The following is a 19,051-nucleotide window of genomic DNA, read 5'->3' as shown; positions in this document are numbered from 1 at the left end:
CCTATCCTACAAAATAGTTACATGTTTGCTTTAAATGTCCCGCTTTTTCCACCTGTTTTTTCTACTAAATGTGTTTTTTCTATAAGCATTCCTTTATCCATCGCTTTACACATATCATAAATAGTCAGCGCAGCAACTGTTACAGCAGTGAGCGCTTCCATTTCAACGCCTGTTTTTCCTACAGTTACTACTTCCGATATAACGGTTAGCTTATTTTTTGTATCATCTTGGAAGGAAATATCTGCTTTCGTTGTCATTATCGGATGACACATTGGGATAAGTTCACTCGTTTTTTTAGCGGCCATAATTCCCGCGACTTGAGCAACTGCCAAAACATCGCCTTTTTCCATTTTACCAGCATGAATTCTCGCTAATGTTTCTTCTTGCATATGTATCGTTGCACTAGCAATTGCTCGACGCTTTGTTTCCGATTTTTCGGTAACATCAACCATTTTCGCTCTTTTCTCCTGATTAAAATGTGTTAGATCATCTTTTTCCATTGCCATCCTCCTTCCTTATCCACCGCTTACTGGCGGAATAACCGCAATTTCTTCTAATTCTTTAGGTAACAAATCATTATCTTGTTGAAACTCCATATTAACAGCTAACATGCAAGCAGCAAGATCCACTGCAATCTCTGGAAATTCACTGCTAATGAGCTCTCTTACTTCTCCAACTGTTCGGCATTGTTGCAAGTTTAATTTCACTTCATCTTTATGTGTTTTCTCTGCTAAAAAAGCAAAAAATTTAACGGTTGTTAACATTAGCGCCACCCCACCTTGATTTATCCTGCTCTTTTTCTTCTTTCCAAATTGGCACTCGTACTTTTAAGCGTTCAATAATATATCTAGAAGCTTCATAACAAGCTGCTCGATGTGGAGTGGAAACACCTATAAAGACAGCAATATCAGTTATTTGTAGGAGTCCTAACCGATGAACAATAACAACATCTCCCCCCCATTTCTCCTCTGCCACTTGTGCTAACTTGTCTAATTCTTTCAACGCCATCTCTTCGTAAGCAGTATACTTCATTTCTTCTGTTTGAATATCACCAGTCCACTCACGAATTGTTCCAATAAAAATATTAATACCTCCGTGATTTTTATTAATAAGTTTTTCCGAAAGTGCTTGTATTTCGATTTTATCCCGTTGAAGTGCAATATATTTCATTGTAAGAACTCCTTGATAATCATTTCTGCAAATTGATGCAACTTTTCTTCATTACCAATAAAAACGGCGTCTTGTTGCAACTCAGAATGGTAGGTCGCAATTTTGTGAATCGCTTTGCTATTTTTTAGTTGTTCTATTTCTGCTTTTTCACGGATAAGGATAATTTTTGGAAAAGGTCCCTGTTTATACCCTTCCACTAAAATAATATCTGATTTTGGTAATTTTTGAATTGCTGTTTTTAAGTCTATTCCATTCTGTTCAATCACAGCATATTGGCGAGAATTAGCAATAATGACAGCTTCTGCACCACTTTCTTGAAAGGAGTAAGAATCTGTTTTTTCATGGTCAACGGAAAAGTCATGTGCATCGTGTTTAATAGCCGAAACTGTATAATTTTCTTTGCGACTTGCTTTAATTAAAGCATTAAGTAGTGTTGTCTTTCCACTATTTTTAAACCCGATTATTTGGAGGATAGTAGCCATGCTTCGACCTCTTCTCCTTTCCGTTTCCCAATTTTCCCTCGTGGAATTTTAAGTAAACAAGTTGTTAAATGCAAGTTGCCAAGTGCGCTTGACATGTCACTCCCAACTGGTTCTACTAAATATTCGCCAGTTTCTGATAAATGATATATTCCACGTAAAAATCGATCATAACCATTATTTTTCGTATAATCTGTTGCCATTTTTGCTTGAACCTTTTTAGTTGCCGTTTCACCTTTTCCCATTAAAACTGCCAGAACTGGTTCTACTAGCAAATAAAATCCTGTAAAACAAGCACCTGGATTTCCTGAAAGGGCAATAATTAATGTATTATTTAACCACATTCCTGTTGTCGGACTACCTGGGCGCATTTGAATTTTATTAAATAGCAATTCAGCTTCTTGTGTTGCAATATCAGCTATAAAATCAAAATCACCTACCGATACTCCACCAGTTGTTACAATAATATCTGCTATGTTTGTTAATTCTAACAATCGATTTTTTGTATCAAGATAATTATCTGGTAGTTGTTCAGCCACACAAACTTCTGCATGATGTATATGTAATAAACTTTCGAGTAATGGTTGATTGCTATTATATATTTTACCGTCTGGAAGGGGATTCCCAGCAGCTACCAATTCGCTTCCAGTAGATAAAATAGCTACTTTAGGATTTTGAATTACTTGAACCTCGTTAACTCCAAATGCAGCAAGTAAACTTATTGATCCAGCATTTAGCAAATGACCTCTATCTAAAAGTAAATCTCCTTTAGCAAATTCAGCACCAACTTCAGTAATATTACTAGATTTTTGCGTATTTATAAGCATTATTTCGTTCGGATTATTTGTTTCTTTTGATTGTTCGAGCATAATAATTTTACTTGCATTATCTGGTACTTTTGCGCCTGTCATTATTCGTATTGTTTCGCCTTGTTTCAATGGTTTATTATAGGTTTCACCACAAGGGACTTCAGCAACAACACGTAAAGTAATCGGATAATTTTGATCATCTAATTCTGTGATAGCAAAACCATCATATCCCGATCGTCGAAAGTAAGGGGCGGAAAATGGAGCAAAAATTGGCTCTTGTAGCACGTGATTTAGCGCCTCTCCTATCCTCATTTTTCGAGTGGGAAGGTGAGTAACTTGATTACATAGGATTTCTCTCGCTTGTTCCATTCTTATTGTATTTCGTTTTTCAATCATCTGGGCGCACTTCCCTTCTAACTATATATATGTATGCGTTTTCTTTAGTACCAATATACAGGAGTTTTCTTGTTTTAAAAAGTAAAGCGACTTTTCTTTAGTTAACTGTTTGGAATCCATATCTTTCAAGAATTTCCTGCGCTTCTTGTTGATTCATAAAATCCAAAAAAGTAGTTGTAGCTTTTTTATGTTCTGAATTACTTATAAGCGCACTATAATATGCAATTGGTTCATGAAATTTGCTATTTATTTTAGCTTTAACTTGTACTTTTTTACTTAGTTCAGCATCTGTTTGGTATACAAAACCCGCGTCTGCGTTTCCCGATTCTACATAGGCTAGTACTTGTCGGACATCTGTAGCAAATACTAGTTTTTCTTTTTCCGCAGTATAAAGGTGTAAGTTTTCTAACGTTTGTTTTGCATAGGCGCCAGCTGGGACTGATTCCGGATCGCCAATAGCAATTTTATCCACATTATCTAATAGTCGTTCTAAATTTTCATCTGCTGTTTTTTTAGCCCTTTTAGGTATGATTAAGACCAGTTGATTATGCGCGAACTCCTTTTCTTTTTCAGCCAACGTTTTGTTTACTAATGTGTCTGTATCTTTTTTACTTGCTAATAGAACGCCATCAATGGGTGCCCCACTTTCCACACGTTCCCGAATTTGACCAGAACCACCAAAGTCAAAAGATAATTTAATTGTTGGATGCTCTTTTTCAAAGATTGGCTTCACTTCATCTATTGTGTCTTTCAAACTTGCTGCTGCCGAGATATGTATGGTTATTGTTTCTTGCTTTTCTGGGGTGCTGCCACATGCTGTAAGTAAAAATAATAGGCTGCATGCTACAAAGAATCCGATTTTTTTCATCTTTCCTCCCCCTTTTTTCTCTAAATTTATTGTACTTAAGTTTGACAATTTATACCAGAGAGAACAATAATAATAGAAGTATAAGAGGAATTATCAGGAGGAATGTTATGTTTACATCTGTTTGGCATACATTACTAATTGCCACTATTTCTACATTTATTGCATTTATAACGATGCTTCCACTTAGCTATTATTTTGCCCGACGAAAATCGCCTTTTCAATTATTTGTTGAAATTTTGATATTACTTCCGCTTGTTTTGCCGCCTACTGTGGTTGGGCTTGTATTATTAAATGTTTTAGGGCGAAATGACTTTATTGGCAGCTTTTTATGGAATGTATTTGATTTTAGTTTTATTTTTTCACTTAGTGGGGCAATTGTTGCAACGAGCATTATTATTTTACCAATTATGTATCAGGGCTTAAAAGCAGCATTTTTATCGATTGATCATAAATTAGTATGGGCAGCAGAAACGCTTTCCGCTAATAAAAAACAAATTTTCACTAAAATAATTTTACCGAATTGTTGGCAACCTATTTTAGCAGGTGTGCTCCTTAGTTTTTGCCGAGCTATGGGGGAATTTGGAGCGAGTCTGATGGTAGCTGGTTATATTGAAGGGAAAACCGATACGATTGCTTCTAGTATTTATTTTATGGTGCAACAAGGAGATATGCGTACCGCCATTTATCTAGGTTTAATTAATCTTATTATTGGCGTTTTTGCATTATTAGTTATTCATATCCTTACAATTCGCCAAAGCCAACTAATGAGGGGGATGTAAATATGCTTCGATTACAATTTCATAAAAAACTTCCTTTTCATGATTTAAATATTGACTACGCTTTTGAACAACCAGTTACCGCAATGATGGGTGCAAGCGGTTCTGGAAAGTCAACATTATTTCAGTGTGTCAGCGGATTGAAAACAATTGATGGTGGTACAATTGAATTTGATGGAACCGCATGGGATGATTCCACGATATCCCTACATCTTCCTGCCGCGGAACGAAAAGTTGGCTACTTATTCCAAAATCTCGCCTTATTTCCTAATATGAATGTATATGAAAATATCGCCTTTGGTTTAAAAGTACAAAAAACGAAGAAAAAAGCACAACTTGAAATCCAGCAACAAGTGAGGAAAATGAGTGACTACTTGCAAATTTCACATTTACTTTATTCTTCCGTCCAAAAACTCTCTGGTGGGGAAAAACAACGAGTGGCAATGGCTCGAGCTATGATAATTGAGCCAAAGTTATTGTTATTAGATGAACCTTTTAATGGACTAGATGAAGAAACGCGACTAATTTGCATGAGGCTAGTTGGACAAATGGCAAAAGATTTTCATATTCCAGTTATTTTTGTCACACATTATGCCTCGGAAGCAGAAATGATGACAAACGAAATAGTGGTGATGCGTGATGGACAAATCGAAAAACGAAAAAGTTAACGTTGGAATTATTCTCGCTGGTGGTAAATCTAGCCGTTTTGGCGAATCAAAAACCTTTTTCCGAGATAAGGCTTCTGGAAAAACTTGGGTAGAACTAACTGTGGATAAATTAACCCCTTTTTGCGAGATGATTTTTATTTCAGCTAATTCAACTAATTATATGGAACTAACAAAATTATTCCAGACCTCATCAACTATTCGAATTATTCCAGACATTCCAGCTTACTCAGATTATGGACCGCTTGGAGGTATTTATGCAGTAACACTTGCCGCAAATCAATATACACATGCTAATTTCCTCATACTACCTACAGATATGCCCTTTTTAACCACCAAAGAAATAGCGCACCTTGAAGCAAATCCGAATAGTTATGCGCAAACTAATCAAGCTAATCATTATTTAGTCGCTAATATCCCTTACTCCTTGCCCGCACTCACTGAAATACTTCATAATAAGGAACATCGAGTAATAAAACTCCTACAGAAACTTCATTCTCGTCCCTTATTTTTTGAAAATGAACACCCATTTCGGAACATTAATTTTCCAGATGACTTAAATTAACCTTTTCTTATCCATTTCTTTAGCTTTTTTTGTTAAACTAGAGAAAAAATGAGAAGAGGCTTTTTTATGGCATTTTTCCGATTACTATGGACGTTTACTTACAAACAAGCATTGTGTTGTATTTTCCCAGGAATTATTTTTATTTCACTTGCTCTGACCAAACTACTAGAAATTCCTTTTATAGACCGATATGATTTACTTTTATTGATTTGCATTCTCACCCAGTTACTATTAATTAAATTTAGACTGGAAACTTGGGACGAACTTAAAGTAATTATGGTTTTCCATGTAATCGGACTTATGCTTGAAATCTATAAAGTGCATATGGGATCTTGGAGTTATCCAGAACCAGGTTTCGCAAAAATACTAGGAGTTCCGTTATATAGTGGTTTTATGTATGCTAGTATAGCTAGTTATATTTGTCAGGCATGGAAAAGATTTGATTTAAAAATGACGAACTGGCCAAATATTTGGCTGATTATTTGCCTTTGTGTAGCTATTTATGCAAATTTCTTTACACATCACTATATAGTAGATTTTCGTTGGCTGTTAATTGTTTTAGTTTTAGTACTTTTTCGAAAGACGTATGTTTATTTTAAAGTTAATTCCACTCAACTAAAAATGCCATTATCATTTTCTTTTTTATGTATTGCTTTCTTTATATATGTTGCCGAAAACATCGCTAGCTTTTACGGCGCTTGGGCTTATCCAGATCAACTGATTGCTTGGCGTCCAGTGCATGTTTCTAAAATAACGAGTTGGTATTTACTTGTCATTATAAGCATTATCATCGTTGCTCAATTAAAATTTATAAAAGAAACTATTGCCGAAAAAGAAATCCATGCAGTCAAAACGAAAAAAGGGGAAACTACACCAAAATAGTGAGTAACTATGCTGTTATTTAAATTTCTCTTCAAATTAGTAATCAAAAAAGCAGAACATCTATATCATTTAATGAAAAGATGTTCTGCTTAAAAAAGTGCCGATTATTTGTGTATTACATAAATACTGTCTTTTAGAAATGGCGTCATTTGAATTTCTGTTTTATTTGTATGTTGTTTTTTTATAAGTTTCACTTGTGTGCCTTGCTCTAAATCAATTGCATAATCTGCCTCAGACAAAAATTGCCCTTTTACATAAATCGGCACATTAGAAGGTACATAAATTAGGACTAATTTATCTGTTTCTGCTGCACGAATTTCTGGCGTATTATTTAAAATATTATTTACTGGCATTAAATTGGTTAAATCATTTGCCAATATAAAGGATTTTAAGAACGCATAATCGTCCGCACCTTTAAAACGAACAGCTTGCCGCCAATTATACGGAGCGACAAATCCCTCTCCAAGATTAGAGCCAAACGTACTTCCTACATCATGCCAACTCCAAACCCCATGTGCACCGTAAGTAATTCCTGCTACAGCTCCTGATAAAACGCTCTGCCAAGCTGCTTTCCTTACATCTTCACGACTAAAGCGACCATATTTTTGTCGGCTGTATCCCATCAATTCATAGCAGGGTTCTGAATTTATTATTGGTTTAACAGGAGTAAGCTGGCTAAAATGTCCCGCAAGTGTATACGCCATTGCTTGATGCTCCGAATTATGACCAGATTGGTAGAAATATAAATCAAGTGCTGGATGTGATTGAAGTTTTTCAGGAATTTCTTTTAAGCGTCCGCAAATATGCAATACTTTCAGGGCTTGTGGCGCTTTTTCCGCTACAGTTTCCAGCGCATCTAAATAGTAATTAGTTACATTTTCAGTTGGAAAGTCTGTATCCCCACTAATAATATAAATTGGATTAAAACGATCAAAATGCGTCAACATCATTTCTGTATAGGGTTTAATATCTTCCTTACGAAATGTTGGCGAAAAGCCGAATTTGGAAGCCCAAGTTTCTGGAATATAATTACACCAAAGTAAAACAAGTGCTGGCGTAAAACCATAAGAAACAGCCATTTCTAACATCTTTTCCGCATGAGTGAAATAAGCTTCATTTTTAGTTGGCAAATGTAAATAACCATCTTTTACTTCAAAAGGTTCTGCCACCTCTCCTAAAACACTACGATCCCACTGCGGCAAAATATTTATTTGCAGAACATTAAAACCTTGTTCTTTGCGAATTTTTAAATAGTAAGCCCAGTCCGCTAAATCAATATTCGTAAATGCACTCCACACTGTATCAGCTAGATAGAAAAACGGTTCTTCATTTTTCTCTATCCGACGCTTATCCGCACTTAGTTTTAACATCTTATTTCTTCCCTTCTCTCTTAAGCTTTTGCATCTAAAATCTTTTGACTATTATCCACTTTACTTCCTAAGTCTAGCACGATAACATCTGCTAAAGCCGCACTATTTGTAACAATGATTGGCGTTGTAACATCATACCCAGCCTTTTGAATTGCTGCCAAATCAAACATTCCGAGTAAATCTCCTTTTTTCACTTCATCTGATTCAGTTACTTTAATATCGAAAAATTGTCCATTTAAGTTTACTGTATCAAGTCCGATATGAATTAACAACTCTACACCTTGTTTTGAAATAAGACCAATAGCATGTTTTGTTTGGAAAATACTTACAACCGTCCCATCAAATGGAGCACGTATTTCTCCGTTTTCTGGAATAATTGCCGCACCCGCTCCCATAATCCCACCTGAAAACACTTCATCGTTTACATCTTTTAATGCAATTAACTCTCCTTGAATTGGGCTATAAATTGCTTCATCTAAAATAGCTGGTTTTTCTGTTTGAATGACTGGTTCTTCTATTTTATCTTTAAATCCAAAGAAATAAGTTAAGATAAGCGAGATACTAAATGCTACAACTAGGGAAATCAAGAAGCCCCAGAAATCCCAACCTAACCCCTCTGGATTAATAAACATTGGAATCCCGAATACCCCACCTGAAGCAAATCCACCAAACATCTTTGCAGCACTCATTCCTGCAATCGCTCCACCAAACGCTGAACCAACACACGCCATAATAAATGGTTTTTTATAAGGTAAGTTTACACCATAAATTGCCGGCTCTGTAATTCCTAAAAATCCAGATATAGTCGCTGTAATAGAAAGTGAGCGCAATTCTTTGTTTTTTGTTTTAAGCATTACCGCTAAAACAGCACCCGTTTGCGCGAAAACAGTACAATAAAGCATCGCATTAATTGGATCATAACCTAATACAGAAATATTGTTAATGAAAATCGGAATAAATGCCCAGTGAAGCCCAAACATAACAGCCACTTGCCAAATACCAGCAAGGAAAAATCCTGCAATCATCGGACTAAGTGAGTAAAGACCTAATGCTCCTTTAGCAAGTAGTTGGCTTGCATAGGTTGAAACTGGCCCAATAATAATCAAAGACACTGGAACAACAATTAAAAGTAACAACAGTGGAATAAAAATCAATTGCAAACTTTTTGGAATAAATCTTACTAGTAATTTCTCTACTTTGCTCATAAAATAAATAGCTATAATAACAGGAATAACTGACATTGTATAATTCATCAAAATAACAGGGATATGTAAAAATGTTAAATGTGTCCCATTATTGTACATTTCAACTAATGTTGGATAGACAAGCGCCGCCCCAATTGCAGCTGAAAGATATTGATTCGTTTTAAATACTTTCCCAGCTGAGAAACCGAGAAAAATTGGCAAGAAATAGAATAAAGAATCACTTGCTGCATAAAGAACTTCATAAATACCAGCCGAAGTATCAACCCAACCTACTGTAACTGCTGCAGTTAAAAATCCTTTAAGAATACCCGATGCTGCCATTAAACCAAGAACTGGCATAAAAATTCCAGAAATTAATGCAACAAACTTGTTAAAAATACTTTTATTCTCTGGTTCTTCCTCTTCTTGAGCTGCATCATCTGGCTTAATACCTAATACTTGAATAACCTCATCATACACATAACTTACATGGTCGCCAATAACCACTTGATATTGCCCGCCACTTTTTACAACTGTCATCACATCTTTTAATTTTTTAATTTTTTCTGTCTCAGCAATTTTTTCATCACGCAACTTAAAGCGTAGCCGTGTTACACAATGAATGACACTCAAAATATTTTCTTTTCCACCAACAAGTTTTACAATCTCTTTTGCAAGATCCGAATTATTCATTTAATGTTCCTCACCTTCTGTAATTTTAAAATACTGCTTTTTACTTGTGTTTCCCACTCCCTAAATTCATCCGTGGCTTGTAACTGATTAATTCCTGGTTGATAAATTCTTTCTATTTTGGATTTCTCTAATTGATTTTTCTCTGCAATCTGCAATACACCAATTGCTGAGAGTTCTTCTGCTGGACTAATACATACTTCTGCATTAATAACATCTGCTAAATATTGCATAAGTTCAAGTTGTTTCGTTAAACCGCCATCCACTTGTAAGCGCTTAATTTTATGACCTGTAATTAATTCCATTTGTGTGATAACCGCCTTAATTTGAAACGCAATACTTGTGAAACCTGCGCGAATGATGTGCCACTTGGTATGCTCGCGAGTCAAACCGAGAATTTCAGCTTGAATATCTGTATTCCAGAAAGGAGCACCTAGACCTAATTGCCCAGGAATTAGTACGACTCCCCCGCTATCCGGCAGTTGGAATGCTCGTTTACAAGCAATTCGATAATCATCAAATAGTTCAAGTTGTTCGGACAAAAAGACTAACGTATCTCCGCAAGAACGAATAATCCCTTCTAGCGCATATTTATTCACGCCAGCTTCATCCCATGCAAGTGTGGTCAAAATAGTATCATTTTCAGGTAGGCGTTTATTTCCCGTCTGCATCAAAACCGAGCAACCTGTTCCAAGTGTCGCTTTCACCGTTCCAAAGTCCTTACAGCCCTGTCCATAAAGTGCCGCCTCAGAATCTGCCATAACACTTTGAATTGCCATCCCCTGATAATTCCCAAAAGCAGCAAACGATTGCCTCACTTCTGGTAAATGAAAGCGAGAAATACCAAAAAGTTCGAGTAGCTCTTCTGACCAATCATTCTTTTCAATATCATAAAGCAAAGTACGGCTAGCATTGGTTCGATCTGTGTAGAAGTGCCGTTCGTCAGTCAGAGAAAATAACAACCAAGCATCCATCGTTCCAAATGCTAATCGATTATTTTCATTGGCCTCTTTCACCGCAGGAACATTTTCTAGTAACCACTTCATTTTTGGAGCAGAAAAATAAGAATCTATTTTCAGTCCAGTAATTTGTTTAATTCGTTTTTCATGTCCAGCTTCTCTTAGTGCAGCACAAATCGCTTTCGTTCTATCACATTGCCAAACAATCGCATTATACAGAGGTTTTCCGGTTTCTTTATCCCAAGCAATAATGGTTTCCCGTTGATTGGTTAAGGCTAGTCGCTCAATTTCAGCTGCAACCAGTCCGTGTTTTGCCAAGATGTCCGCAATTAACGTGCGGACATTTTGACTAATTTCTTCCGGATTTTGTTCTACCCACCCTTTTTTGGGATAAAGTTGTTGATGCTTTTTGTCTAAACGATCTATCAGTTCCCCTGCTCGAAATAATAAAATTTTCGTCCCTGATGTGCTTTGATCAATTGCTATTTGATAACGTTTCTTCATCTCTTATCCTCTTTATCAGTTGGTAAATTTTGTATAACTGTTTCTGTGACTCCCTCTGCTGATAAACCATAGTGTGCAAAAATTTCCTGACTTGTTCCCGCAATAGCTGGTTCATCTGGAATACCTAAAATCAAATGACGAATACTAGTTGACGTATTACTTGCGACTTCGCTCACAGCTGCACCTAAACCACCATAAATGCTATGCTCTTCCAAACTAATTAATAGTTTTGTTTCCAGTAATGCCTGCTTAACCACTGCTTGGTCAAAAGGTTTGATTGTCGGAAAGTTTATTACTCGCGCCTGAATCCCTTTCGCTTTTAGTGCTTCTTGGGCATCTAATGCAACACGAACCATTTCACCCGTTGCTAAAAGCGCCACATCATTACCTTCTCGAAGTGTAACTGCCTTACCAATTTCAAAAGTCGGCTTTTCTGTATAGCAATCTTCTACAGCATTCCTTCCAAGACGAATATACGCTGGTTTGTCAGATGTAAGTAAATATTCAAAGATCGCTTCTGTTTCTAACCGATCAGCTGGTAAAATGACTTCTAAATTAGGGATAGCTCGCGTTACTGCAATATCTTGAAGAGAATGATGACTCATGCCAAGCGCTCCGTAACTTACGCCCCCACTGATTCCGATTAATTTTACATTCATACCTGAATAGGCAACATCTACTTTTACCTGCTCAATACTACGCATACTTAGAAAACAGGCGGGTGAAGCAACAAATGGTCTTTTGCCGCTATGGGCTAGTCCAGCAGCAATACCAACAATATTTTGTTCTGCAATTCCAGTTTCAACTAATCGTTCTGGAAATTTTTCAGCAAATGCTCCTAATGATGCAGAACCTCTTGAATCGCTTGTTAATACAACTAAATCACTTTCATTTTCTGCTTCTTTCATTAAGACTTCACACATTACTTGGCGGTTCGCAATTTTATTCATGACGGCTCGCCTCCATTCTTTCATCTAAATCGTTTATAGCCATTTCATATTCTTCTTTAGATGGTACATAATGATGCCATTTAGCAACATTTTCAGCCATTTTAACACCGTAACCTTTTATCGTTTTTGCAATTACTAGGCGCGGTTTTCCTGATTTATTTGCTGTTTTAAAAATTGCTAATAATTTATCAGGATCATTGCCATCTGCTTCGATTACATCCCAGCCAAACGCACGCCACTTATCTGCTAAAGGCTCTACACGCATCACATCTTCTGTACGACCAGAAATTTGTAAGGAATTGCGGTCAATAATAGCGGTTAAATTGTCTAATTGATAATTTGCCGCGGCCATTGCGCCTTCCCAAACGGACCCTTCTGCAAGTTCGCCATCTCCTAATAATGTATACGTATGATAACTTTTCTTATCCATTTTTGCTGCAAGTGCCATACCAACTGAAACAGATAATCCATGACCGAGTGAGCCTGTATTCATCTCAATTCCAGCTACTTTATTATTTGGATGTCCAATTAGCCGTGTTCCAAATGCTGAAAAACTAGCTAATTCTTCTTTTTCAATATATCCTTTGTCTGCCAAAACTGCCCAAAGAACTTCCACCGCATGACCTTTACTTTGCACATAACGATCACGATTCGTATCTTCCGGATTTTTTGGATCAATATTCATTCCACCATAATAAAGGGCGACAAGAATATCAGCACAAGACAAATCGGAGCCTGTGTGTCCTGTTTTTGCCTCATAAATCATTTTTATAACAGCTTTTCTAATTTCAAACGACTTTACCTTTAATTCACTCATTATTTACTCCTTTCACTATTCTCCTCGCAAATAAGCTTTTACTTCTTCTTCAATAGGATCATAGAAATCTGGTTTTATACCAATGTATTTACATGCTTCATAGAGGATCGGAACCACGTCAGCATGAATGCCACTAACATGATGAATATAAGGTCCTGTAACAATTTTTTCTTCTAAACGTTTTAAATTATCAACTTCAATCCAAAGATACGTTCCTTTTGTGTAAGGACCATCAATACCTTTTGCTCTTCCTAGTAATAATGAATATTCCCCATTATCACCATCAAAGCGGCATAAAGTCAGTTCCCCACCTTTCGCTTCTGCTTCTACTGCTCCTGGTGAGTCAAATGCTAGTGGATAGCCAATTGCTGGTTTTTCTTTCGCGACGGAAAACGGAAATAAACCACAGTGTTGGAGTAATTCGCCATTTTCGTTATCTGGATGACGAACAGTCCAATCAGCGAAAAAGCTTTTATTTTTGCCTACATTTGCCGCTTCAATTAATAAACAAGAAATTGCTCCGTGGATATCTGTTTCACAAACTACAGGAATTCCTTCATCAATCAACATGGCATTTGCTGCACAAGGCATAATACCAATTTCATCCTGAAGCGCTGTCCAACATTGAATTGCAATCGCACTGCAACCGTATTTTGTAGCTAAATTTTTCATGGCAACTTTAAGTGCCGCAACCATCCGTAAATCAACATCCTTAATTTTAACGATGGCGCATCCCTCACAGTATTCCACAGTGCCGTCTACTTCATCAATTTGTTCCTTCGATACATTTCGAATTTCTTTGATTAATTCTGGTAACGGAATTGGCGCAAGTTGAATATTGAATTTTTCTAACAACTCACCTTCATTACACATCGTTGTCCAAAAATCAAACGGGCGAGGACCAATTTGTAAAATTCTCATGTTTTGAAAGGTTTTTACAGTATTACAAACTGCAATAAAATCTCGAATACCTCGTTCAAATTCAGGATCAGATAATCGACAATTCGTCATGTATGTAAAAGGTACTTGAAATCTACGCAAAATTTTCCCAGTTGCGAATAACCCGCATTGTGTATCACGTAATCGAATACCATTTTCATCTGGACGTTCATCACGAGGTCCCCATAAAAGAACAGGTACATTTAACTCTTTTGCAAGTCTTGCACAAACATATTCCGTTCCAAAATTAGTATGTGGCAAAAATAAGCCTTGAATACCTGCCGTTTTAAATTTTTCAGCAATTTTTGAAACATCCGCGTCATCATACAGCAATCCGTCTTCATTAAATTCTGCAATATCTACAAATTCAATGTTTAGTTCGTTTAGTTTTTCTCGTGTGAGGTTAGCATATTTAACCGCATCTGGTGCACTAAATATGCTACGTCTCGTTGGAGCAAAACCAATCTTAATCGCCTCCATCTTCTAACCACCTTTATTTTAGTTTAGTAAATACTTTAGTTCTTAGAAAAAGCAATTAGTAATCGCTTTCTTCCATTTCATTATAGCCCCACTCCTAAACTAAGTCAATAAATATTTAGATTAATTTATGTTTTGTTTTAGTTTGTTTTATGTTATTTAACTAAACAAAGCGGTTAAACCCACTTATTCGGCTGTTTTTTTGTTTTAATTTACTAAACATGATATACTAAATAAAGTAAATTTAGTAAACAAGGGGAAATGAAAATGAAGCTTGAAGATATAGCACGACTTGCAAATGTTTCGAAATCGGCAGTTTCCCTTGCGCTGAACGGAAAAACCGGCGTAAGTGAAGAAACCCGGTTACATATTCTAAAAATTGTAGAGGAAAATAATTACATCCCTCTACGCAACACAAATAAAAAAAGACAGAAGAAATCCGTCATTCGTTTTATTGCTTGCAAAAGCCCTGATTTAATTACAGATCAATATCAGACATTACCGTTTTTCAGTGAATTACTTAGTTACTTATCCGCTGAAATCGCTAGCTATCCTTATGATTTAATTATCTCTACCTTTGATGCAACAACCATATTAGATGAACTTGCCGAAGCCGAAAAAGAACAAACATCGGCGGGCTTAATTTTGCTCGGTACCAACTTAGACGCAGAAGAAATTAGTCGAGTGCAGCAGGTATATCCTAAAATAGTCATCCTTGATACACATCACCCACATATTCCTGCAAATTTTGTCTCTATTAATAATTTTCTTGGCGGTTATACAGCAGCTGACTATCTTTTACAACTATCCCATAAAAAAATCGGCTATGTAATGGGACTACCACGAATTAAGAATTTTGAAGAACGAAAAAATGGATTTTTTGCTCGTTTAAAAGAAGCAGAAATTACTGTTTCCGAACAACATATTTTTCATTTACCAGCAATGCAAATTCAAGAAGACCCTTCAGTCAAAGAAGCTATTGCGCAATTGCCTGAATTACCTTCTGCTATTTTTTGTGAAAACGATTATATGGCTATAAGTATAATTAAAATGCTTCAAAGCCAATCCATTAAAGTACCTGAACAAATTTCTGTTTTAGGCTTTGATAATATTAATGAAAGCAAAGTAATTACACCCGAACTCACAACCGTACATGTTAAAAAACGCGACATCGCTGAACAAACACTTGCACTTTTATCTAAACAAATTAAAGCTGATACAAAGTTTGAAACAAGACAAATCCAAGTAAACACTAGCTTAATTGAACGAACTAGTTGTGTTCCATTTCAAAATTAAACATTAAAAAGCCTGCGCTCTATTTTCGAGCACAGGCCTTTTTTCACTTTGATCAAATTAGTTTTAAATGTTTTAATGCGTTATATACACCGTCGTCATCCACATGACTGGTGACATAATCCGCCACTGCTTTTACTTCATCACGACCATTTCCCATTGCCACTCCAGTACCAACAGCCTCTAACATCTTAATATCATTTAACCCATCACCAAAAGCATACGTATCTTCCATCGAAAAGCCCAGTTGATTTATCATTTGTTTGATTCCCTCTGCTTTTGAACCATCTGCAGGACAAACATCCACAGAGACCTCATGCCAACGAAGAAAACTATATTGTTTAAATTCTTTCCGGTAATAGGCATCAAAAGATTCCTCGCAGAAAAGTAAGCATTGGAAAATATCTCGTCCTTTATAATAATTAGCATCCACTTTCGGATAGCCTCGTTTAATTGAATCCATCCCTCTAGTTACACGATCATGGTCTGGCAAGTTGGCACGCATTGATTCTTTTCCTGAGAAAACAATCGGATGTTCATGCTCTGATGCTACACTAATAAGTCGTTCAAGCGATTCTGTTGGAAGTGGTTTCGCATATATTTCCTTCCCTTCAAAAATAACATATTGACCGTTATAGCAAATATAAGAGTCTATTCCTAACTCTTTTCTGATTTCATCTAACATAAATGGCCCACGCCCGGTTGCAATTGCTGTATAAACACCATTTTCTTTTAATTTAGTGATAGCTTGTTTGGCAGATGCTGGAATTTCTTTTGTTTCGCCTACAAGTGTTCCATCTACATCAAAAAATACAATTTTACTCATTGATAAACGCCTCTATCCTCTATCCATTTTAAAAACATAATTAACTAAAGTATAGCAGAAAAACACCAGAAAATCACAATTCCCTAAAATAAACAAAATTAATTATACTTTCTAGTAGCAATTATTAGGATTTATGGTATATTAGAATGAAGGATATAGATCGGATGAACATTTTTAGAATGACAATAGAACGTTAAAAAAAGATTATAATTGTATCTTTTACTCGGAAATTTGTTTCAAATCCCCAAAATAAAGGTATGCAATTATAACAGATAAGAAAACTGACTTAAATGCACAGCTATTTTTATACAAGTAGTCTGTGGTAATTTTTCTTTGTCTTTTTTATGCCAAATTGTTCGTATCTTGTGCACCCATATCCGCCTGCTAATTCGTCCACAACTAACAAGCAGCGCTAACAACTATTAAATAAATATTAGATTTTCAGCTTGTATGAGAATCTATTTTTAAACACTAAACTTTAATTTTAAGGAGAGAAAAAAATGATTTTTAAAGTATTTTATCAAGAAACACTTACAGAAACACCTGTACGCGAAAAAACACATTCTCTATATGTAGAAGCGGAAAGCGAAGTAAAAGTACGCCAACTTTTAAAAGACGAGCCTTTCCATATTGAATTTGTCGAAAAAATCAGTGACGCACATTTAGCTTATGAAAAGGAAAACCCAGACTTCGCGCTCTGGGAAAAATAAGCCTCTATGAAATTCGTAAAAAATAATGAGACAGCTGTTTTCGCCCTTGGTGGACTAGGCGAAATCGGTAAAAACACATATGGCGTACAGTTTCAAGACGAAATTATTCTAATTGATGCAGGAATTAAGTTCCCAGAAGACGAACTTCTTGGGATTGATTATGTTATTCCTGACTATAGTTACCTTGTAAAAAACAAAGATAAGATTAAAGGACTTTTTATTACCCATGGTCACGAAGATCATATTGGTGGGGTCCCTTACTTACTTCGCGAGCTTAATATCCCGATTTATGCCGGAAAACTTGCGAGCGCACTTATCCGAAATAAATTAGAAGAACATGGTTTGCTTCGTCAAACGAAAATTTATGAATATGAAGAAGATGACGTTTTCAAATTTAGAAAAACGAGCATTTCTTTCTTCCGTACAACACATAGTATTCCAGATACGTATGGTATCGTCATCAAAACTCCATCAGGCAACATTGTTCATACAGGAGATTTCAAATTTGACTTCACCCCTGTTGGCGAACCAGCTAACTTAACAAAAATGGCTGAAATCGGTAAAGAAGGCGTACTTTGTCTATTATCTGATAGTACAAATGCCGAAGTTCCTAATTTCACGATGAGTGAGCGTGTAGTTGGCGAAAGCATTAAAAACATTTTCCGCGATGTAGAAGGTCGAATCATTTTCGCAACTTTCGCATCAAATATCTATCGTTTACAACAAGTAGTAGAATCTTCCATCGAAACTGGGCGTAAAATTGCGGTTTTCGGTCGTAGTATGGAATCAGCTATCGAAATTGGTAAACAATTGGGCTATATTCAAGCACCAAAAGATACGTTTATTGACGTACATCAACTAAATAAAACTCCGGCTGGCAATGTCACTATTCTTTGTACCGGAAGCCAAGGTGAACCAATGGCAGCTCTTTCCAGAATTGCTAACGGAACTCACCGTCAAATCCAAATTCAACCAGGCGATACAGTCGTATTTTCTTCCTCCCCTATTCCTGGTAATACAACTAGTGTCAACCGCACTATCAATTTGCTATATCAAGCAGGAGCAGAAGTTATTCATGGAAAAGTTAACAATATCCATACTTCTGGTCATGGTGGTCAACAAGAACAAAAACTAATGCTTCGACTAATGAAACCTAAATTCTTTATGCCTATTCACGGTGAATTTAGAATGCAAAAAATTCATGCACAATCTGCTGAAGAATGTGGTGTCCCTGAAGAAAATAGCTTTATTATGGTAAATGGAGATGTCCTAGCTTTAACCAATGAATCCGCTCATATTGCTGGCAAAATCAATGCAGCAAGTGTCTATATTGATGGTAGTGGCATTGGAGATATTGGAAACATTGTCCTTCGCGATCGTCGTGTTCTTTCTGAAGAAGGTCTTGTCATTGTAGTTGTATCTATTGATATGAAAAACTCCCGTGTTATGGCCGGTCCTGACATCATTTCTCGTGGTTTTATCTATATGCGAGAATCTGGTAATTTAATTGGAGAAGCACAAGGTTTGCTTACACGCCACTTAAATAAAGTAATGCAGCAAAAAACTACACAATGGTCTGAAATCAAAAATGAAATTACCGATACTTTGCAACCTTTCTTATATGAAAAAACAAAACGTCGTCCAATGATATTGCCAATTATCATGGAAGTATAGTTCGAAAGCGATAAATGGGTCTAGAGATTCATTTATCGTTTTTTATTG

Annotated in this window: 20 protein-coding genes; 7 read left to right on the top strand and 13 right to left on the bottom strand. The window is 36.2% G+C overall.

Annotation, left to right across the window (positions count from 1 at the left end):
- Positions 1–17: 17 nt before the first annotated feature.
- The 6 genes from moaC to modA form a co-directional block, all read right to left on the bottom strand.
- Positions 18–500: a cyclic pyranopterin monophosphate synthase MoaC gene (gene moaC, locus HCJ50_RS12230; RefSeq protein WP_185348952.1), complete on the bottom strand. Its 483-nt coding sequence runs from the start codon at positions 498–500 to the stop codon at positions 18–20.
- A 15-nt stretch (positions 501–515) separates the two neighbouring features.
- On the bottom strand, positions 516–764 hold the full coding sequence (gene moaD, locus HCJ50_RS12225; protein ID WP_185348950.1) for a molybdopterin converting factor subunit 1: 249 nt from the start codon (positions 762–764) through the stop codon (positions 516–518).
- A complete protein-coding gene (locus tag HCJ50_RS12220) occupies positions 748–1,170 on the bottom strand; it encodes a molybdenum cofactor biosynthesis protein MoaE (protein ID WP_185348949.1) in 423 nt (140 codons plus the stop codon). The genes moaD and HCJ50_RS12220 overlap by 17 nt, the downstream gene beginning before the upstream one ends.
- Positions 1,167–1,652, bottom strand: a complete 486-nt coding sequence (gene mobB / locus HCJ50_RS12215; protein WP_185348946.1) for a molybdopterin-guanine dinucleotide biosynthesis protein B — start codon at positions 1,650–1,652, stop codon at positions 1,167–1,169. The genes HCJ50_RS12220 and mobB overlap by 4 nt, the downstream gene beginning before the upstream one ends.
- Positions 1,631–2,854 carry a molybdopterin molybdotransferase MoeA gene (locus HCJ50_RS12210; protein WP_185348944.1) on the bottom strand — a complete coding sequence of 408 codons (1,224 nt, stop codon included), beginning with the start codon at positions 2,852–2,854 and terminating at the stop codon, positions 1,631–1,633. Before HCJ50_RS12210 ends, mobB begins: the two co-directional genes overlap by 22 nt.
- Positions 2,855–2,951: 97 nt before the next feature.
- Positions 2,952–3,722 (bottom strand): molybdate ABC transporter substrate-binding protein, encoded by a 771-nt coding sequence (gene modA, locus HCJ50_RS12205; RefSeq protein ID WP_185348942.1) that lies wholly within the window; start codon positions 3,720–3,722, stop codon positions 2,952–2,954.
- Positions 3,723–3,829: 107 nt separating this feature from the next.
- Here modA and HCJ50_RS12200 point away from each other — a divergent pair, with 107 nt between their 5' ends.
- The 4 genes from HCJ50_RS12200 (at position 3,830) to HCJ50_RS12185 (ending at position 6,610) form a co-directional block, all read left to right on the top strand.
- Positions 3,830–4,501, top strand: a complete 672-nt coding sequence (locus HCJ50_RS12200) for a molybdate ABC transporter permease subunit (protein ID WP_185348940.1) — start codon at positions 3,830–3,832, stop codon at positions 4,499–4,501.
- A 2-nt stretch (positions 4,502–4,503) separates the two neighbouring features.
- Complete coding sequence (locus HCJ50_RS12195) at positions 4,504–5,166, top strand: ATP-binding cassette domain-containing protein (RefSeq protein ID WP_185348938.1); 663 nt, start codon at positions 4,504–4,506, stop codon at positions 5,164–5,166.
- Positions 5,138–5,728, top strand: coding sequence for a molybdenum cofactor guanylyltransferase (locus HCJ50_RS12190; protein ID WP_185348936.1), 591 nt, complete (start codon positions 5,138–5,140; stop codon positions 5,726–5,728). The genes HCJ50_RS12195 and HCJ50_RS12190 overlap by 29 nt, the downstream gene beginning before the upstream one ends.
- Before the next feature lie 66 nt (positions 5,729–5,794).
- Positions 5,795–6,610 (top strand): DUF817 domain-containing protein, encoded by an 816-nt coding sequence (locus HCJ50_RS12185; RefSeq protein ID WP_185348934.1) that lies wholly within the window; start codon positions 5,795–5,797, stop codon positions 6,608–6,610.
- A 104-nt stretch (positions 6,611–6,714) separates the two neighbouring features.
- On the opposite strand, the gene HCJ50_RS12180 is transcribed toward HCJ50_RS12185, so the two are convergent.
- The 6 genes from HCJ50_RS12180 to HCJ50_RS12155 are packed head-to-tail and all read right to left on the bottom strand — an operon-like array spanning position 6,715 to position 14,503.
- Entirely contained in the window at positions 6,715–7,980 is a 1,266-nt protein-coding gene (locus tag HCJ50_RS12180; protein ID WP_185348932.1) for an apiosidase-like domain-containing protein, read from the bottom strand.
- A 20-nt stretch (positions 7,981–8,000) separates the two neighbouring features.
- Entirely contained in the window at positions 8,001–9,857 is a 1,857-nt protein-coding gene (locus tag HCJ50_RS12175) for a PTS beta-glucoside transporter subunit IIBCA (RefSeq protein WP_185348930.1), read from the bottom strand.
- Positions 9,854–11,317 carry an FGGY-family carbohydrate kinase gene (locus HCJ50_RS12170; protein ID WP_185395736.1) on the bottom strand — a complete coding sequence of 488 codons (1,464 nt, stop codon included), beginning with the start codon at positions 11,315–11,317 and terminating at the stop codon, positions 9,854–9,856. The genes HCJ50_RS12175 and HCJ50_RS12170 overlap by 4 nt, the downstream gene beginning before the upstream one ends.
- Positions 11,314–12,267: a transketolase family protein gene (locus HCJ50_RS12165; RefSeq protein ID WP_185348926.1), complete on the bottom strand. Its 954-nt coding sequence runs from the start codon at positions 12,265–12,267 to the stop codon at positions 11,314–11,316. The genes HCJ50_RS12170 and HCJ50_RS12165 overlap by 4 nt, the downstream gene beginning before the upstream one ends.
- Positions 12,260–13,084 carry a transketolase gene (locus HCJ50_RS12160; protein ID WP_185348924.1) on the bottom strand — a complete coding sequence of 275 codons (825 nt, stop codon included), beginning with the start codon at positions 13,082–13,084 and terminating at the stop codon, positions 12,260–12,262. Before HCJ50_RS12160 ends, HCJ50_RS12165 begins: the two co-directional genes overlap by 8 nt.
- 15 nt (positions 13,085–13,099) lie before the next feature.
- Complete coding sequence (locus HCJ50_RS12155) at positions 13,100–14,503, bottom strand: L-fucose/L-arabinose isomerase family protein (protein WP_185348922.1); 1,404 nt, start codon at positions 14,501–14,503, stop codon at positions 13,100–13,102.
- A 264-nt stretch (positions 14,504–14,767) separates the two neighbouring features.
- Between HCJ50_RS12155 and HCJ50_RS12150 the strand changes: the two genes are divergently transcribed.
- Positions 14,768–15,796, top strand: coding sequence for a LacI family DNA-binding transcriptional regulator (locus HCJ50_RS12150; RefSeq protein WP_185348920.1), 1,029 nt, complete (start codon positions 14,768–14,770; stop codon positions 15,794–15,796).
- Positions 15,797–15,848: 52 nt separating this feature from the next.
- Here HCJ50_RS12150 and HCJ50_RS12145 read toward each other — a convergent pair whose 3' ends face one another.
- A complete protein-coding gene (locus HCJ50_RS12145; RefSeq protein WP_185348918.1) occupies positions 15,849–16,619 on the bottom strand; it encodes a Cof-type HAD-IIB family hydrolase in 771 nt (256 codons plus the stop codon).
- A 500-nt stretch (positions 16,620–17,119) separates the two neighbouring features.
- Between HCJ50_RS12145 and HCJ50_RS12140 the strand changes: the two genes are divergently transcribed.
- Together HCJ50_RS12140 and rnjA are read left to right on the top strand one after the other, a co-directional pair.
- Positions 17,120–17,329 (top strand): DNA-dependent RNA polymerase subunit epsilon, encoded by a 210-nt coding sequence (locus tag HCJ50_RS12140; protein ID WP_003719250.1) that lies wholly within the window; start codon positions 17,120–17,122, stop codon positions 17,327–17,329.
- A gap of 6 nt (positions 17,330–17,335) precedes the next feature.
- Positions 17,336–19,003 carry a ribonuclease J1 gene (gene rnjA / locus HCJ50_RS12135; RefSeq protein WP_185348916.1) on the top strand — a complete coding sequence of 556 codons (1,668 nt, stop codon included), beginning with the start codon at positions 17,336–17,338 and terminating at the stop codon, positions 19,001–19,003.
- Positions 19,004–19,051: the final 48 nt, after the last annotated feature.

The organism is Listeria immobilis (assembly GCF_014322765.1).
In the GTDB taxonomy this organism is placed as follows: Bacteria; Bacillota; Bacilli; order Lactobacillales; family Listeriaceae; genus Listeria; species Listeria immobilis.
Note: the sequence above shows the minus strand (reverse complement) of the source record. Positions and strands in the feature narration are given on the sequence as shown.

Excerpts from the sequence above, each read along its gene's own strand:
- HCJ50_RS12155 (WP_185348922.1), bottom strand. The coding sequence starts at position 14,503 with ATGGAGGCGATTAAGATTGGTTTTGCTCCAACGAGACGTAGCATATTT.
- HCJ50_RS12140 (WP_003719250.1), top strand. The coding sequence starts at position 17,120 with ATGATTTTTAAAGTATTTTATCAAGAAACACTTACAGAAACACCTGTA.
- HCJ50_RS12220 (WP_185348949.1), bottom strand. The coding sequence starts at position 1,170 with ATGAAATATATTGCACTTCAACGGGATAAAATCGAAATACAAGCACTT.
- HCJ50_RS12160 (WP_185348924.1), bottom strand. The coding sequence starts at position 13,084 with ATGAGTGAATTAAAGGTAAAGTCGTTTGAAATTAGAAAAGCTGTTATA.
- HCJ50_RS12190 (WP_185348936.1), top strand. The coding sequence starts at position 5,138 with ATGGACAAATCGAAAAACGAAAAAGTTAACGTTGGAATTATTCTCGCT.
- mobB (WP_185348946.1), bottom strand. The coding sequence starts at position 1,652 with ATGGCTACTATCCTCCAAATAATCGGGTTTAAAAATAGTGGAAAGACA.
- HCJ50_RS12200 (WP_185348940.1), top strand. The coding sequence starts at position 3,830 with ATGTTTACATCTGTTTGGCATACATTACTAATTGCCACTATTTCTACA.
- HCJ50_RS12170 (WP_185395736.1), bottom strand. The coding sequence starts at position 11,317 with ATGAAGAAACGTTATCAAATAGCAATTGATCAAAGCACATCAGGGACG.
- HCJ50_RS12145 (WP_185348918.1), bottom strand. The coding sequence starts at position 16,619 with ATGAGTAAAATTGTATTTTTTGATGTAGATGGAACACTTGTAGGCGAA.
- HCJ50_RS12195 (WP_185348938.1), top strand. The coding sequence starts at position 4,504 with ATGCTTCGATTACAATTTCATAAAAAACTTCCTTTTCATGATTTAAAT.
- moaC (WP_185348952.1), bottom strand. The coding sequence starts at position 500 with ATGGAAAAAGATGATCTAACACATTTTAATCAGGAGAAAAGAGCGAAA.
- modA (WP_185348942.1), bottom strand. The coding sequence starts at position 3,722 with ATGAAAAAAATCGGATTCTTTGTAGCATGCAGCCTATTATTTTTACTT.
- HCJ50_RS12210 (WP_185348944.1), bottom strand. The coding sequence starts at position 2,854 with ATGATTGAAAAACGAAATACAATAAGAATGGAACAAGCGAGAGAAATC.
- HCJ50_RS12185 (WP_185348934.1), top strand. The coding sequence starts at position 5,795 with ATGGCATTTTTCCGATTACTATGGACGTTTACTTACAAACAAGCATTG.
- HCJ50_RS12180 (WP_185348932.1), bottom strand. The coding sequence starts at position 7,980 with ATGTTAAAACTAAGTGCGGATAAGCGTCGGATAGAGAAAAATGAAGAA.
- HCJ50_RS12150 (WP_185348920.1), top strand. The coding sequence starts at position 14,768 with ATGAAGCTTGAAGATATAGCACGACTTGCAAATGTTTCGAAATCGGCA.
- HCJ50_RS12175 (WP_185348930.1), bottom strand. The coding sequence starts at position 9,857 with ATGAATAATTCGGATCTTGCAAAAGAGATTGTAAAACTTGTTGGTGGA.
- rnjA (WP_185348916.1), top strand. The coding sequence starts at position 17,336 with ATGAAATTCGTAAAAAATAATGAGACAGCTGTTTTCGCCCTTGGTGGA.
- HCJ50_RS12165 (WP_185348926.1), bottom strand. The coding sequence starts at position 12,267 with ATGAATAAAATTGCGAACCGCCAAGTAATGTGTGAAGTCTTAATGAAA.
- moaD (WP_185348950.1), bottom strand. The coding sequence starts at position 764 with ATGTTAACAACCGTTAAATTTTTTGCTTTTTTAGCAGAGAAAACACAT.